The 13,330-nt window shown below is 70.0% G+C and carries 15 protein-coding genes; 5 read left to right on the plus strand and 10 right to left on the minus strand.

Annotated features, from left to right (window positions below; translation table 11 throughout):
• Positions 1 to 31: 31 nt before the first annotated feature.
• The 8 genes from ptsP to mtlA all read right to left on the minus strand — a co-directional run bounded on the left by ptsP (position 32) and on the right by mtlA (position 6,828).
• The gene (gene ptsP / locus B7K21_RS08340; RefSeq protein ID WP_144016142.1) at positions 32 to 1,702 is read right to left on the minus strand and encodes a phosphoenolpyruvate--protein phosphotransferase; all 1,671 of its coding nucleotides are present in this window, start codon (positions 1,700 to 1,702) and stop codon (positions 32 to 34) included.
• Positions 1,702 to 1,977, minus strand: coding sequence for an HPr family phosphocarrier protein (locus B7K21_RS08345; protein WP_084074989.1), 276 nt, complete (start codon positions 1,975 to 1,977; stop codon positions 1,702 to 1,704). The genes ptsP and B7K21_RS08345 overlap by 1 nt, the downstream gene beginning before the upstream one ends.
• Positions 1,978 to 1,981: 4 nt before the next feature.
• Positions 1,982 to 2,962: a 1-phosphofructokinase gene (gene pfkB, locus B7K21_RS08350; protein ID WP_084074990.1), complete on the minus strand. Its 981-nt coding sequence runs from the start codon at positions 2,960 to 2,962 to the stop codon at positions 1,982 to 1,984.
• Positions 2,959 to 3,720: a DeoR/GlpR family DNA-binding transcription regulator gene (locus B7K21_RS08355; RefSeq protein ID WP_084075458.1), complete on the minus strand. Its 762-nt coding sequence runs from the start codon at positions 3,718 to 3,720 to the stop codon at positions 2,959 to 2,961. The genes pfkB and B7K21_RS08355 overlap by 4 nt, the downstream gene beginning before the upstream one ends.
• A gap of 77 nt (positions 3,721 to 3,797) precedes the next feature.
• A complete protein-coding gene (locus tag B7K21_RS08360) occupies positions 3,798 to 4,838 on the minus strand; it encodes a zinc-dependent dehydrogenase (protein ID WP_084074991.1) in 1,041 nt (346 codons plus the stop codon).
• Positions 4,839 to 4,884: 46 nt separating this feature from the next.
• The gene (locus tag B7K21_RS08365) at positions 4,885 to 5,313 is read right to left on the minus strand and encodes a PTS sugar transporter subunit IIA (RefSeq protein ID WP_084074992.1); all 429 of its coding nucleotides are present in this window, start codon (positions 5,311 to 5,313) and stop codon (positions 4,885 to 4,887) included.
• Positions 5,314 to 5,315: 2 nt separating this feature from the next.
• Complete coding sequence (locus B7K21_RS08370; RefSeq protein ID WP_084074993.1) at positions 5,316 to 5,627, minus strand: PTS lactose transporter subunit IIB; 312 nt, start codon at positions 5,625 to 5,627, stop codon at positions 5,316 to 5,318.
• A gap of 85 nt (positions 5,628 to 5,712) precedes the next feature.
• Entirely contained in the window at positions 5,713 to 6,828 is a 1,116-nt protein-coding gene (gene mtlA / locus B7K21_RS08375; protein ID WP_084074994.1) for a mannitol-specific PTS transporter subunit IIC, read from the minus strand.
• 259 nt (positions 6,829 to 7,087) lie between these two features.
• Here mtlA and B7K21_RS08380 point away from each other — a divergent pair, with 259 nt between their 5' ends.
• The 4 genes from B7K21_RS08380 to B7K21_RS08395 are packed head-to-tail and all read left to right on the plus strand — an operon-like array spanning position 7,088 to position 10,566.
• The gene (locus tag B7K21_RS08380; RefSeq protein ID WP_084074995.1) at positions 7,088 to 8,776 is read left to right on the plus strand and encodes an acyl-CoA carboxylase subunit beta; all 1,689 of its coding nucleotides are present in this window, start codon (positions 7,088 to 7,090) and stop codon (positions 8,774 to 8,776) included.
• A complete protein-coding gene (locus B7K21_RS08385; RefSeq protein WP_084074996.1) occupies positions 8,773 to 9,015 on the plus strand; it encodes an acyl-CoA carboxylase subunit epsilon in 243 nt (80 codons plus the stop codon). The genes B7K21_RS08380 and B7K21_RS08385 overlap by 4 nt, the downstream gene beginning before the upstream one ends.
• 17 nt (positions 9,016 to 9,032) lie before the next feature.
• Entirely contained in the window at positions 9,033 to 9,983 is a 951-nt protein-coding gene (locus B7K21_RS08390) for a hypothetical protein (RefSeq protein ID WP_084074997.1), read from the plus strand.
• On the plus strand, positions 9,976 to 10,566 hold the full coding sequence (locus B7K21_RS08395; RefSeq protein WP_084074998.1) for a vancomycin high temperature exclusion protein: 591 nt from the start codon (positions 9,976 to 9,978) through the stop codon (positions 10,564 to 10,566). The genes B7K21_RS08390 and B7K21_RS08395 overlap by 8 nt, the downstream gene beginning before the upstream one ends.
• Positions 10,567 to 10,581: 15 nt before the next feature.
• Here B7K21_RS08395 and B7K21_RS08400 read toward each other — a convergent pair whose 3' ends face one another.
• Together B7K21_RS08400 and B7K21_RS08405 are read right to left on the minus strand one after the other, a co-directional pair.
• Positions 10,582 to 11,019: a MarR family winged helix-turn-helix transcriptional regulator gene (locus tag B7K21_RS08400; RefSeq protein ID WP_144016143.1), complete on the minus strand. Its 438-nt coding sequence runs from the start codon at positions 11,017 to 11,019 to the stop codon at positions 10,582 to 10,584.
• 46 nt (positions 11,020 to 11,065) lie between these two features.
• On the minus strand, positions 11,066 to 11,509 hold the full coding sequence (locus tag B7K21_RS08405) for a MarR family winged helix-turn-helix transcriptional regulator (protein ID WP_159448458.1): 444 nt from the start codon (positions 11,507 to 11,509) through the stop codon (positions 11,066 to 11,068).
• Positions 11,510 to 11,632: 123 nt separating this feature from the next.
• Between B7K21_RS08405 and B7K21_RS08410 the strand changes: the two genes are divergently transcribed.
• Positions 11,633 to 13,297 (plus strand): MFS transporter, encoded by a 1,665-nt coding sequence (locus B7K21_RS08410; RefSeq protein WP_084075001.1) that lies wholly within the window; start codon positions 11,633 to 11,635, stop codon positions 13,295 to 13,297.
• Positions 13,298 to 13,330: the final 33 nt, after the last annotated feature.

Genomic DNA, 13,330 nt, shown 5'->3' on the forward strand with positions numbered 1-13,330 from the left:
CCGTCTCGCGAGACCCGCGCGCGCCGCTGAGCTAGATGACCTCGCGCAGCGCGGGGCTCGCCTCCGCGAGCACCGCTTCACGGGCGTCATAGGCGGTGCGCGCTGACCGCGCGAGGTGCGCGAGTCGCTGGCACTGCGCGAACGTGTGCTGCGCGAGCGCGAAGCGCACCATGGGGACCTTGCTGGGCGCCATCGACAGGCTGGACACACCGAGCCCCACGAGCACGAGAGCGAGCAGCGGGTCGCCTCCGGACTCTCCGCACACTCCCATCGGCTTGCCGTTGATCGCGGCGCCGTGGCACGCGGTCGCGATCACATCGAGCAGCGCGGGCTGCCACGGGTCGAGCAGATCGGCGAGCTCTCCTTGCATGCGGTCGGCGGCGAGCGTGTACTGCGCGAGGTCGTTCGTGCCGAGCGAGCCGAAGTCGACCTCCTCCATGAGGTGCGCCGAGCGCATCGCCGCGCCCGGCACCTCGATCATCACGCCGACCTTGGGAAGCCCGTTCTCACGGACCCGGCGCGCGAACCATGCCGCCTCCTCGACGATCGCGACCATGGGCGCCATCACCTGCACGTCCGCGCCTGTCTCGGACGCGGCGATGGATAGCGCCTCGAGCTGCGCATCGAGAAGGTCGGGACGCTCGGCAGAGAGGCGCAGTCCGCGTCGGCCGAGCGCGGGGTTCTCCTCCGCGCCCAGGTCAGCGAACGCGAGCGGCTTGTCGGCTCCGGCGTCGAGCGTCCGGACCACCACCTTGCGGCCCTCGAAGGGCGCGAACACCTTGCGGTAGATGTCGGTCTGCTCCTCGACGGTGGGCGCGGTCGAGGCGCTGAGGAACACGAACTCGGTGCGGAACAGTCCCACGCCCTCGAGGTCCTCCCTGCCTGCGGCCTCCGCGTCCTCGACGCCGCCGATGTTGGCGAGCAGTTGCACTCCCCTGCCGTCGCTGGTGCGTCCGGGGCCGGTGGTCGACTCGAGCGCGGCCGCACGGCGCTCGCTGCGCTGCCTGAGCTCGCGAACGAGCTCCGGGGTCGGCTCGACGTGCACCTCGCCCGTGTCCCCGTCGACCAGCACGTGCACGCCGTCCTCGAGGTCGGTCGCGCCGGCGACCTTCACCACTGCGGGGATCGCCATCTGCGCCGCGAGGATCGCGGTGTGGCTCGTACGGCCGCCCTCCTGGGTGACGATGCCGAGCACCTTGGCGCGATCCAGCGTCGCGGTCTCGGCGGGCGCGAGGTCGACGGCGACGAGCACGCACTCCTCGGTCAGCGTCGGCACACCAGGGGCGGGAACCCCGAGCACGTGCGCGATCGCGCGGTCGCCGACGTCCCGCAGGTCGGTGGCGCGCTCGGCGAAGTAGCCGCCGAGCGCGGTGAACTGGTCGATGTAGGACTGCACGGCACGGTCGAGCGCGGTCGCGGGACCGGCGCCGCCCTCGACCTCGGTCGTCGCGGCGGCGAGCAGGCCCGGGTCGCGCGCAAGCATCGCGGTGGCCTGGAGGATGGATGCGGCGGTGTCCAGGGCGGTGAGCGCCCGACGCTCGAGCTCGGTCGCGACCGCTTCGAGCGCGTCTGCCACCTTCTCCGCGCCGTTGTCAGCGGGCGGTTCGTCGGCGGGAGGACGCACGGCTGCACCGACCTTGACGACTGGCCCGAAGGCGGAGCCCGCACTGACTCCGATCCCCTGGACGACGCCCACGGACATCAGGAGCCCTCGGCGTCGAGGTCCTTGGCGAGAAGCTCGACGAGTGAGTCGAGGACGGCATCGGCGCCGTCCGCGTCGGAGGTGAGCTCAACGACGTCGCCGCACTTGGCGCCGAGCGCCATGATGCCGAGCATCGAGTTGGCGGGCACGGGGGTGCCGCCCTCCTTGGCGATGGTGACCGGGATCCCGGCCTCGTTGACGGCCTGCACGAACAGCGCGGCGGGGCGCGCGTGGAGGCCGACGGAAGAGCCGATCGCGACGGTGCGAGTGGTCATGGTGTCATCCTTCGGTGATCGTGGCCGGAGTGGCCGGGTGGTCGGTGAGGGCTGTGTCCGATGCGGGCTCGCGCGGTTCCGTGACGGAGGCGAGAGAGAGGTCGGCAGGCGACGGCACGCGGCTTCCCGGAAGCGCGACCGCTGCCGAACCCCAGCGCACCCCGGTAGTGAGAGCCACGTCCAACGGCGCACCCTCCGCGGTGGCCGCGAGCCAGCCTGCGAGCAGGCAGTCGCCTGCCCCGACGGTGGACAGCGGACGCTCGACGATGCCGCGCACATGGACGGCGCGGGCCGCGTCGACGGCGAGGGCGCCGTCGGAGCCGAGGCTGACGACGACCGCGCCGATGCCGGCCGCCACGAGCGCACGCGCGGCATCGAGGACGTCTCCTACCGTCGGCAGCGCGGCACCCACGAGCTCCTCGAGCTCCTCGTGGTTGGGCTTGATGAGGTCGGGCTGCGCCTCGACCGCCACCGCGAGCGCGGGTCCGGAGGTATCGATCGCCACGCGCACGCCGCGGGAGCGGCCGAGCGCCACGAGGTCCGTATAGAGCGAGGCGTCGAGCCCGGGCGGGAGGCTGCCTGAGCCGACAAGCCACCGTGCGTCGTCGAGTCGACGACTCACCGCGGCCAGCATCGCCTCCGCGTCGGCGGCGCTCGAGCGGCGGCCCTTCTCGTTGATCTTGGTCGTGGTGCCGTCCGACTCGACGAGCGTGATGTTGGTGCGCAACGCGTCGTCGAGCGGCACGAAGTCGTGCTCGACCCCCGCGTCGTCGAGGAGCTCGGCGAACTGCGTGGCCCCGCCGCCCGCGGCGGGGAGCACGGCGGCGGTGCGGCGACCGTTCGCCGCGAGCGCGCGCGAGACGTTGACGCCCTTGCCGCCCGGATCCACACGGATGCCGAGCGCCCGATGCACCTGGCCCACCTCGAGTCGCTCGACCTCGATGGTGCGGTCGAGGCTCGGATTGGGCGTAAGGGTGACGATCATGCGCGCACCACTTCCATGCCGGCGGCGTCGAGGTCCTCGACGGTGTCGTCGTCCAGGTCCTCGTCGGTGATCAGCATCGCCACCTCGGACGCGGCGGCGAACCTGTGGAGGTGCACGTGGCCGGCCTTGGACGCATCGGAGACGGCGATCACGCGGCGGCCCGCGGCCACCATGGCGCGCTTGGCGGCGGCCTCGGCCTGGTCGGGCGTGGTGAGTCCTCGCTCGGGGTCGAAGCCGTTCGTGCCGAGGAACGCGACGTCCACGTAGGTGCCCGCGAGCGCGTCCTGCATCCACGGGCCGACGGCGGCGCCCGTGCGGTGGCGCACGCGCCCCCCGAGCAGCAGCAGGTCCACGCTCGCGTGTTCCGCGAGCTGGGCGCCGATGACCACAGAGTTGGTGATCACGGTGACCTTGAGGTCCTGCGGGATCTGCTCGGCGATGGCGAGCGTCGTGGTGCCCGCGTCGAGGAGCACCGAGCCCCCCTCGGGTATCTCGAGCACCGCGCGGGCGGCGATCCGGCGCTTCTCCTCGGAGTGCTGGGTCTCGCGCGCGGCCAGGTTGGGCTCGAGCGTCAACCGCTCGACGGGGAGCGCTCCGCCATGGACGCGCCGCACGACGCCGAGCCTCTCGAGCGCCGTGAGGTCCCGCCTCACGGTCTCGACCGTGACCCCGAGCGCCTCTGCGAGCGAGCCGACCTCGACCCGTCCCTGTGCGCGTGCCTGGGTCAGGATCTCCTGCTGACGCTCCGCCGCATACAACGCGGTACCTCCTCGTACGTTCATGTCATCGTCCCCGACGTGACCCGTGGGCGCCATCGCGGCGCCCACGGCTCGCGTCACGGCTCGACGGTCACCTTGATGGCGGCGCCGCGCTTGACGATGTCGAAGGCATCCAGCACGTTCTCGAGCGGAATGTGCTCCGTGATCAGGTCCTTCACCGGCACCTTGCCTGACGCAATCATCTCAAGGGCCGCCCTGTTGTGGTGCGGTGCCGAGCCGTTCGCGCCGAAGATGCGCAGCTGCCGGTAGTGCACGAGGTTCGAGTCGCAGGTGATGGTCGGGTTCGTCTTGGGCAGGCCGCCGAAGAACGAGATCTTGCCGTTGCGAGCCGCCATGGAGATGGCCTGCTCCTGCGCGATGTTCGCCGCCGTGGCGGTGATGATCGCGTCCGCGCCCCTGCCGTCGGTGAGCTCCTTGACCTTCTCGACCACGTCGACCGTGGCGCCGTTGATGACCTCGTCGGGGTGGACCGCGTCGGCCGTCATGGCGAGGCGTTCGTCGTTGACGTCGATGAGGAAGATGCGGCCCGCGCCGTTGGCCCTGGCGAGCCGGATGTGCATTGCGCCGATGGGCCCGGCGCCGAACACGACCACGGTGTCGCCCTCCTCGATGCCGAGGATGCGCTGCGCGTTGATCGCGCACGCGAGCGGCTCGGCGGCTGAGGCCTCGTCGAAGCCGACGCCGTCGGGGATGCGGTTGAGCCCGTCGACCTTCATGACCTCGCGGGGCACGATCATGTACTCCGCGAAGCCGCCGTCGTACTGGTAGCCCATCGAGGTCTGGTTCTGGCAGACCTCCATCCAGCCGCGCGAGCACTCGTAGCAGTCTCCGCACGGCACGGCGGCGATCACCTGCACGCGCGCGCCGACCTCCCAGCCCTCGACGCCCTCGCCGATGTCGACGATCTCGCCGGCGATCTCGTGGCCGATGGTGCGCGGCGGAGTGAGGTTCTGGTGACCGTTGTAGAAGATCTTGACGTCGGTGCCGCACGTCGAGCAGTTCCGGACACGGATCTTGACCTCGCCCGGACCGACCTGCGGCTCGGGAACGTCCTCGATGCGGACGTCCTCGGGGGCATAGAACTTGAGCGCCTTCATGGTGGGGTTCCTTCTTCCTGGGGACGCGTGTAGGGGTGGTCGACGCCTAGGCGTCGGTGTCGAGCAGTGCGAGGACCTGGTCGACCGTGGACGCCTCCCTCAAGGCGGCCGCGGACTCCGGATCCATCAGCACGCCCGCAAGCTGCTGGAGGATGCCGACGTGCTCCTCGGACTTGGACGCGATCGCGATGCAGACGCGCACGTCGTTTCCGTCCCAGTCGACTCCGTCGGGGAACTGCAGGTAGGCGATGGCCGCGCGGGCGATGTGCTCGCGGCTCTCGTTGGTGCCGTGGGGGATCGCCACGCCCTCACCGATGTAGGTGGAGACCGACGTCTCGCGCTCGTGCAGCGCATCCGCGTACTCCTGGCTCGCGGCGCCGATCTCGACGAGCGCGGCGCCGCACTGGTTCAGGGCGTCCGTCTTGTCCTTGGCAGTGAGGCCAAGACGGACGCCCTCGGCGGGGAGAATCGCCATGCTCAGGACTCCAGGTCCTGACCGTTCGCGATGGCCTGCTCGACCTTCGCGAACGCCGGGTCGCCCATGAAGATCGCGAACGGCACGACCACTGCATCGGGCGCCGTCGCCTGTGCGCGAGCGGCGAGGCCCTGGTGGCACAGCACGACGGTGCCTGCGTCCTTGGGGATCTCGTTGACCGGGGTGTGGGACACCTCGACGCCGTACTTCTTGAGCTTGCCCTTGAGCGTGCTGGCGACCATCACGCTCGAGCCCATGCCTGCGTCGCAGGCCACGATGACCTTCTTGACGTCGGATCCGTTGATCGAGGGCATCCTTGCCGCTCCTTCCTGGGGGATGGTGGGGGACGGGGGCCGTGGCCGCACGGCTGCGGCCCCCGTCACCTGTGATTGTGCTCGCTTACGCGTTCGCGGGCTCGACGGCGGCCTGCTCGGCCTCCTTCTCCTCGCGGGCCTCCTGGCGCAGCTCCTTGTCGAACTTGAGCAGGAAGAACGCCACGACGAAGGACACCGCGGCGGCGATGAAGACCTGGAGCAGCATGCCCACGTACTCGCCCTTCGGCGTGAAGGTGAAGTAGGCGAAGATGCTTCCCGGAGACGGAGGCGCCACGAGGCCGTTGCCCAGGATGACGCCGGTGAGGACGCCGGACATGCCGCCGAGAATGGCGGCCGCGATCAGCTTCGGCTTCATGAGGATGTACGGGAAGTAGATCTCGTGGATGCCGCCGAAGAAGTGGATGATGATCGCGCCGGGGACGGACGCGCGCAGCATCCGGGGGCCGAAGAACATGAAGGCCACGAGGATGCCCAGGCCGGGTCCGGGGTTGGACTCGATCATGAACAGGATCGACTTGCCGTCCTCGAGCACCTGCTGGCTGCCCAGCGGGGTGAAGACGCCGTGGTTGATCGCGTTGTTGAGGAACAGCACCTTGGCGGGCTCGACGATGATCGAGGCCAGCGGCAGCAGGCTGTTGTTGACGAGGAAGTCCACGCCGTTGCCCGCCCACTCGACGAGCTGGCTCACCACGGGGCCGATGAGCTGCTTGCCGAGCATGGCGAGCAGCATGCCGAGGATGCCGATCGAGAAGTTGTCGATGAGCATCTCGAAGCCGGCCTTGACCTTGCCCTCGATGGCCTTGTCGAACTGCTTGAGCAGCCAGGCCGATGCGGGACCGGCGATCATCGCGCCGAGGAACATCGGCACGTCGGCGCCGGTGATGACCCCCATCGTGACGATGGCGCCGATGACGCCACCGCGGGTGTCGTGGACGAGCTTTCCGCCGGTGTAGCCGATCAGCAGCGGCAGCAGGTAGGTGATCATCGGACCGACCATCTCGGCGAAGCCCGCGTTGGGCACCCATCCGGTCTCGATGAAGAAGGCCGTGATGAGGCCCCACGCGATGAATGCGCCGATGTTGGGCATGATCATGGCGGACAGGAATCGTCCGAACTTCTGGACGGCGGCGCCCATGCCGCCCTCCCGGTTCTTGTTGACCTGAGCATCAGGTAGTGACATGCGTGCCTTCCCTTTCCACGTCCTGTGCCACTCTGCACCGGACAGTTCGCATGCTGGCCCGCGGGCCTGTCTTCGTTGACGCGACCGACGGTAGCGCGCAAACCGGCGCGAGTCAAACTTAAACGGGCATGTTCGGACTCCCTCGCTTCCGCAAACAGGCGCGTCGCGCTCACGGAACCCTGCCGACGCGTCACCAATGCGACGCCCTTCTCGCCCGATTCAGCCCGTTTGAGGCCTGCTCTCCCGCCCGCCCGACGTCATGGCCGGGTCACGCTCGCACTCCCCCAGCCCCCGCGTCGGGCGGGCCCCGCGCGAGCCTTCCCGGCTAGGCTGTCCCCGTTCAAGTCAAGGGAGAGACGTGTCCAGCACCGAGCCGAGGAAGACCACCGCAGGCGCTGCCGCCGCGCTGCGCAAGCGCCACGACGCCGCGGTGACAGCACCGGAGGAGACCGCCCGCGAGAAGCAGCACGCGCGGGGCAAGAAGACCGCGCGCGAGCGCGTGCTCCAGCTGCTCGATGAGGGCTCGTTCGTCGAGTTCGACCAGTTCGCGCGCCACCGCTCCACCAACTTCGGGCTCGACCGCAACCGCCCGTACGGCGACGGGGTCGTCACCGGCTACGGCACCATCGACGGCCGCCAGGTGGCCGTGTTCAGCCAGGACTTCACCGTGTTCGGCGGCTCGCTCGGCGAGGTGCACGGCAACAAGATCGCCAAGGTGCAGGACTTTGCGCTGCGCACGGGCGTGCCTTTGATCGGCATCTCGGACGGCGGCGGCGCGCGCATCCAGGAGGGTGTCGCCGCGCTCACGCAGTTCGCGGAGATGTTCCGCCGCAATGTGGCCGCCTCGGGCGTGATCCCGCAGATCTCGCTCATCCTCGGGCCGTCCGCGGGCGGCGCCGTGTACTCCCCGGCGCTCACCGACTTCATCGTGATGGCCGACGGCACGTCGCAGATGTTCATCACCGGGCCCGACGTCATCAAGGCGGTCACCGGCGAGCAGGTCACGTTCGAGGAGCTGGGCGGCGGCGAGACGCACAACGCCAAGTCGGGCGTCGCGCACTACCTCGCGTCCGACGAGGACGACGCGATCGAGTACGTGCAGCACCTGCTGCAGTACCTGCCGCAGAACAACCTCACCGACCCGCCCACGTGGGAGCAGCCCGCCGAGCTCGAGCTCACCGAGGAGGACATGGCGCTCGACGCACTCGTCCCCGACAGCGACAACCAGCCGTACGACATGCGCACCCTGCTCGAGACCGTGCTCGACGACGGCGAGCTGCTCGAGGTGCAGCCGCTGTTCGCACCGAACGTCGTCGTGGGCTTCGGCCACGTCGAGGGCCACTCCGTGGGCGTGGTCGCGAACCAGCCGCAGCAGATGGCGGGAACCCTCGACATCGACGCCTCCGAGAAGGCCGCGCGCTTCGTGCGCACGTGCGACGCCTTCAACATCCCGGTGCTCACGTTCGTGGACGTGCCCGGCTTCCTGCCGGGCGTCGCGCAGGAGCATCGCGGCATCATCCGCCGCGGAGCGAAGCTGATCTACGCCTACGCCGAGGCGACCGTGCCGCTCATCACAGTGATCACGCGCAAGGCCTACGGCGGCGCGTACATCGTCATGGCCTCCAAGCAGCTGGGCGCTGACATCAACCTCGCGTGGCCCACCGCCCAGATCGCGGTCATGGGCGCGGCCGGCGCGGTCAACATCCTGTCGCGGCGCACGCTCGCCGACGTGGAGGCGAAGGGCGGGGACGTCGAGGCGGAGCGCCAGGCGCTGATCGACGACTACGAGGACCGCATCGTCAACCCGTACGACGCCGCCGACCGCGGCTACGTCGATGCCGTCATCCAGCCCCACGAGACGCGCGCGCAGATCGTCAAGGGGCTGCGGGCCCTGCGCACCAAGCGCTCGTCGCTGCCGCCCAAGAAGCACGGGAACATCCCGCTGTGAACGGCGAAGACGTCACTGCGGCGGCAGCCTCGCTCCGCGTGGTGCGCGGCACCCCGGACGAGGCGGAGCTCGCGGCCCTGGTCGCGGGCATGGTCGCCGTCGCTTCCGCCGATGCTCCCGCAGACGGCCCCGGCTCGCCTCGCTCCGCGTGGATGGACCGCACGCGCCGCATGCAGGGCCGGCGCATCATGCTCCCGCTGGGGCGTGGAGACGACGCCTGGCGACACTCGCTGAGATGACCGGGTAGCGTGCGAGCATGGCCCTGTTCCGACGCAAGAAGGACCGCACGCCCACGGCCGACCCGGCCTTCCCCTTCCTCACGATGGAGGAGGGCGCCCACCTGCGCGCTCTCGTGACCGCAGCGTTCCGGCAGTCGGGCGTCGACGCCCAGGTGGGGCCCGATGCTGCGCGCACCCCCGACGGCGCGGTGCACCCCTTGCGCAACCTCGCCGCCGTCTTCTCCTCCGCCGCCCCGGACGAGCGCGCGGGAGCGGTGTTCCACCACGTGGGCGCGGTGCTGCGCGCGCAGCAGTCGGCGTCGCCGCTCACGCCGCAGACGGTGCTCGACAGTGCATGCCTGCGACTCATGGATCGCGCGGCGCTGCCCGCCGGCTGGGACGCCGAGCTGGCACCCTACTCGACCACGATCGGCGCGGGCATGCGCGCAGTCCTCGCTGTCGACACGCCCGAGTCCGTCATGACTGTTCCGGCGGGCGTGCTCGCCGACACCGACATGGCTGCCGCCTGGAGCGCGGCGACCGCACGGCTGCGCGCGGTCGAGGTCGAGGAGCGAGACGTGCTCGAATCGCCAGGCGGACCCATCCACCGCCTCGCCGGCGGCTCGTACTTCGTCGCCAGCCGCCTGATGGTGCTCGAAGACGAGATCGAGCGCGTCGGCGACGCGCGGCGCGGGGTGCTCGTCGCGGTGCCTGACCGCCACCGTCTGCTCTTCCACGTGATCGAGGATCTGGGCGCCGTGCAGGCCGTATCCGCGCTCGCCGCCGTCGCGCGCGACGGCTACGCGAGCGCGCCTGGAGCGCTCTCGCCCGAGGTGTTCTGGTGGTATCGCGGCGCGGTGCAGCAGGTGACCGCGACGGAGGCCGACGGCTCCACCAAGGTGCTGGCCACGGGAGCGTTCGCGGAGGCCATGAACGGCCTGCCACCGCACGCGGGCGCGGACGAGGCGACGGAGGGCGACGATGCGTAGGGAACTCGCCTTCGGGTTCGCGGGCGCGGCGATCGCCGCACCGAACCTGGCGATGCGCGCGCTGACTTTCGGCGCCGTGCATCCCGTGGGCTCCCCCGAGCTCGACGCCGCCGACGCCGCGCTCGTGCTCGGCGCGCGCGTGTGGGAGGACGGCCGTCCGAGCAGGTTCCTGCGCGAGCGCGTAGAGACTGCGGCGACGTTGTATCACTCGGGGCTCGTGCCCACGCTGCTGATGTCAGGCGCGGGGAGCAACCGGGAGGGACTCGACGAGACCGCGTCGATGCGCCGCACCGCTCTCGAACTCGGTGTGCCCGAGTCGGCGATCATGCTCGACCCGCACGGAGTCAACACTTTCGCCTCGGCTTCGCACGCGTGCGAGGCCGATCTTGCGAGCGTGATCGTCTGCTCGCAGGAGTTCCACCTGCCGCGCGCGGTGTGGCTGTGCGGCCGCGCCGGGCTCGACGCGCAGGGTGCCTACCCTGCGATCTCGCTCAGGGAGCACACGGCGCTCGGCTACGCGCGTGAGACGGCCGCCTCGTGGAAGGCGCTGCTGGGCGAGGCGGGTGTGCTCGAGCGCTCCTGAGCGGTGTGGAGTGACTCAGGCCCGGTCGAGTCCGCTGTCGAGCACGCGGAGCAGCTCACGGAGCTGCTCGAGTTGGCCGTCGTCGAGCGCCGAGAGCTGCGTGCGCCGTGCCGATCGTGCGATGCCGGCGGCCTCCTCGGCGACCTCGTTTCCCTGATCGGTGAGGTACAGGCGCCGCACGCGGCGGTCGTCGGCGTCGAGTTCGCGGCGCACGAGGTCGCGCGCGACGAGTCGCTGAACCACTCCGGTGGCGACGGACGGCTGCACGCCGATCGCGTCCGCGAAGTCCGAGGTCGTGATGCCCGGCTCGACGTAGACGATAATGATTCCGCGGAACTGGTGGAGCGTGAGCCCCAGGCGTGCGACGGCGCCCACCTGGTTCGGCGACGAGCGGTGAAGGAAGCGCATGAACTCGGCCACCGTGGTGTCGAGCAGACTCTCGCGGTCCGTCATCAGCCTCGCCCTCTCATCGATTGCGCCCACTCTAGCGGCGGGATCGTCAATCTCCGGGTCGAATCGACGCGGCGATGGTCGCGAGCATGTCGGCCAGCTGTGCCAGCTGATCCTCACTCAGCACATCGAGGTGGTCGACGAACTGCTGCTCTGCAGCGCCCGCGACGCTCTCCACGAACGCGGCGCCCTCGGGCGTGAGGGCGAGCCTGCGCACCCGGCCGTCGTGCGCGTCGGGCGTGCGAGCCAGCCATCCGCGCGCGGCGAGCCGCTGGACCACGCCGGTCGCGATGTTGGGCTTCATGCCGACTGCCTCGGCGACCTCCGCGGTGGGGCGACCCGGCACGGCGTGCACGTACAGCAACGTGTGCAGCTGCGCGACGGTAATGCCGCTGCTGAACAGCGACTCCGACTGCGGGCGCATCTGGGACATCACGAGCTCGCGCTGCAGCGCGGTGACGCGTGCGGTGAGCGCAGCCCTGGAGTCGTCCATAGAGCCGTAGCCTCCCATGCCAGCACCGCCTCCGGGTTGTTGATTCGCCTCACACGAATTATATTGGTGCACGCCCCGCAGACGTGGCCACCCCCTTCCCCGACGACCGACCCCGGAGGTCCCATGTCAGCGTCCCCTGCCTCGCCCACTGACGCCACGCCGCGCGATGCCGCGCTCGATGACGCGCTCGCCGAGGGCATCAGCGCCGCCGTCTACCAGCGCCGCTGGGCGATCCTCGCCACCCTGTGCCTGGGACTCATGACCGCGATGATCGCCAACATGAGCCTCAACCTCGCGCTGCCCGAGCTCGCGGTCGAGTTCTTCATGACGCAGCTGCAGCTCACCTGGGTGGTCGAGGCGTTCACCCTGGTCTTCGCCGCGCTGCTGTTCATCTCCGCCTCCATCGCGGACCGCTACGGCCGCAAGCGCGTCATGCTCGTCGGGCTCGTCATCTTTGTGCTCGCGTCGCTGTACGCACCCTTCTTCGCCAGCACCGGCGGCGAGCTCATCGCCTCGCGCGCGCTCATGGGCATCGGCGGCGCGCTCGTGATGCCGACGACGCTGTCACTCGTGAACGTCGTCTTCCCGTCCAAGGAGCGCCCGAAGGCGATCGCCATCTGGGCGGCCGTCTCCGGCGTCGGCATGATGATCGGCTCCGTGCTGACAGGCATCCTGCTGCACTTCTTCGACTGGCACTCGGCCTTCCTGCTAGGCGCCGTCTTCGGCGTGGTCGCGCTCGCCGTGACGTGGCTCATCGTGCCCGAGTCGGTGGATGAGAAGGCCACGCCCGTGGACTGGATCGGCGGACTGTTCATCACGCTCGCGCTGGCCGGCATCGTCTACACGATCATGGAGGCGCCGTCGCACGGCTTCGACGACACCCTCACGATCGTCGCCGCGGCCGTGGGCGCCGTTAGCCTCGCACTGTTCATCTGGTGGGAGCGCCGCGTCGCCGAGCCGATGCTCGACCTCACGCTGTTCGCTCGTTCGCGCTTCTCGCTCTCCGTCATCTCCGTCACGCTCACCTTCTTCGCGATGATGGGCGCCTTCTTCGGCATGACGCAGATCTTCCAGCTCGTCATGGGCTACGACGCGCTCACCACTGCCGTGGCCTTCATCCCGTCGATGCTGCCGATGATGTTCATCGGCCCGCTCATCCCCAAGTACTTGGAGCGCTTCGGCACCCGCTGGACGGTCATCCCCGGCCTGCTCATCATCGCGGGCGGGTTCCTGCTCATGACCACATGGCCCACGATCCCCTCGTACTGGGACTTCCTCCTCGCGATGTCGCTCGTGACGCTGGGCATGGCGATGGTCATGACCCCCGCGACCAACATGCTGATGTCCTCGGTGCCGCGCAACCGCTCCGGCATGGGCTCCGCCATGAATGACACCACCCGCGAATTGGGCGCCTCGCTCGGCATCGCCGTGCTCGGCTCGCTCATCGCCAACCAGTACGCCGACAACATCGCCCCCACCGTCGCCGACCTGCCCGCCGAGGCTGCTGGCGCGGTGCAGGACTCCCTTGCCGGGGCCATCGCGGTCACCGACCAGCTCGCGCTGGCAGGGGGCGAGACGGCCGACGCGGCGGCACAGATCGCCTTCGCCGCTCAGACCGCGTTCATGGACGCCAACCAGCACTCCATGCTGATCTCCGCGATCATCGCCATCGGCACGGCGCTGCTCATGCTCATCGCGCTGCCCCGCGGCGACAAGTCGCTCTCCGCCGAGCCCGGCACCGCGCCGGGCTTGGAGGAGGAACACGACGAGGCTGCCGTCGTCGACTAAGCCGGGCCACGGCGTCGGGCATGTGAGAACCTC

The organism is Demequina sp. NBRC 110052 (genome assembly GCF_002090075.1).
In the GTDB taxonomy this organism is placed as follows: domain Bacteria; phylum Actinomycetota; class Actinomycetes; order Actinomycetales; family Demequinaceae; genus Demequina.

Excerpts from the sequence above, each read along its gene's own strand:
- B7K21_RS08345 (WP_084074989.1), bottom strand. The coding sequence starts at position 1,977 with ATGACCACTCGCACCGTCGCGATCGGCTCTTCCGTCGGCCTCCACGCG.
- B7K21_RS08390 (WP_084074997.1), top strand. The coding sequence starts at position 9,033 with ATGGCCCTGTTCCGACGCAAGAAGGACCGCACGCCCACGGCCGACCCG.
- B7K21_RS08370 (WP_084074993.1), bottom strand. The coding sequence starts at position 5,627 with ATGCCCTCGATCAACGGATCCGACGTCAAGAAGGTCATCGTGGCCTGC.
- B7K21_RS08395 (WP_084074998.1), top strand. The coding sequence starts at position 9,976 with ATGCGTAGGGAACTCGCCTTCGGGTTCGCGGGCGCGGCGATCGCCGCA.
- B7K21_RS08360 (WP_084074991.1), bottom strand. The coding sequence starts at position 4,838 with ATGAAGGCGCTCAAGTTCTATGCCCCCGAGGACGTCCGCATCGAGGAC.
- B7K21_RS08380 (WP_084074995.1), top strand. The coding sequence starts at position 7,088 with ATGGCCGGGTCACGCTCGCACTCCCCCAGCCCCCGCGTCGGGCGGGCC.
- ptsP (WP_144016142.1), bottom strand. The coding sequence starts at position 1,702 with ATGTCCGTGGGCGTCGTCCAGGGGATCGGAGTCAGTGCGGGCTCCGCC.
- pfkB (WP_084074990.1), bottom strand. The coding sequence starts at position 2,962 with ATGATCGTCACCCTTACGCCCAATCCGAGCCTCGACCGCACCATCGAG.
- B7K21_RS08400 (WP_144016143.1), bottom strand. The coding sequence starts at position 11,019 with ATGACGGACCGCGAGAGTCTGCTCGACACCACGGTGGCCGAGTTCATG.
- B7K21_RS08410 (WP_084075001.1), top strand. The coding sequence starts at position 11,633 with ATGTCAGCGTCCCCTGCCTCGCCCACTGACGCCACGCCGCGCGATGCC.
- B7K21_RS08405 (WP_159448458.1), bottom strand. The coding sequence starts at position 11,509 with ATGGACGACTCCAGGGCTGCGCTCACCGCACGCGTCACCGCGCTGCAG.
- B7K21_RS08365 (WP_084074992.1), bottom strand. The coding sequence starts at position 5,313 with ATGGCGATTCTCCCCGCCGAGGGCGTCCGTCTTGGCCTCACTGCCAAG.
- mtlA (WP_084074994.1), bottom strand. The coding sequence starts at position 6,828 with ATGTCACTACCTGATGCTCAGGTCAACAAGAACCGGGAGGGCGGCATG.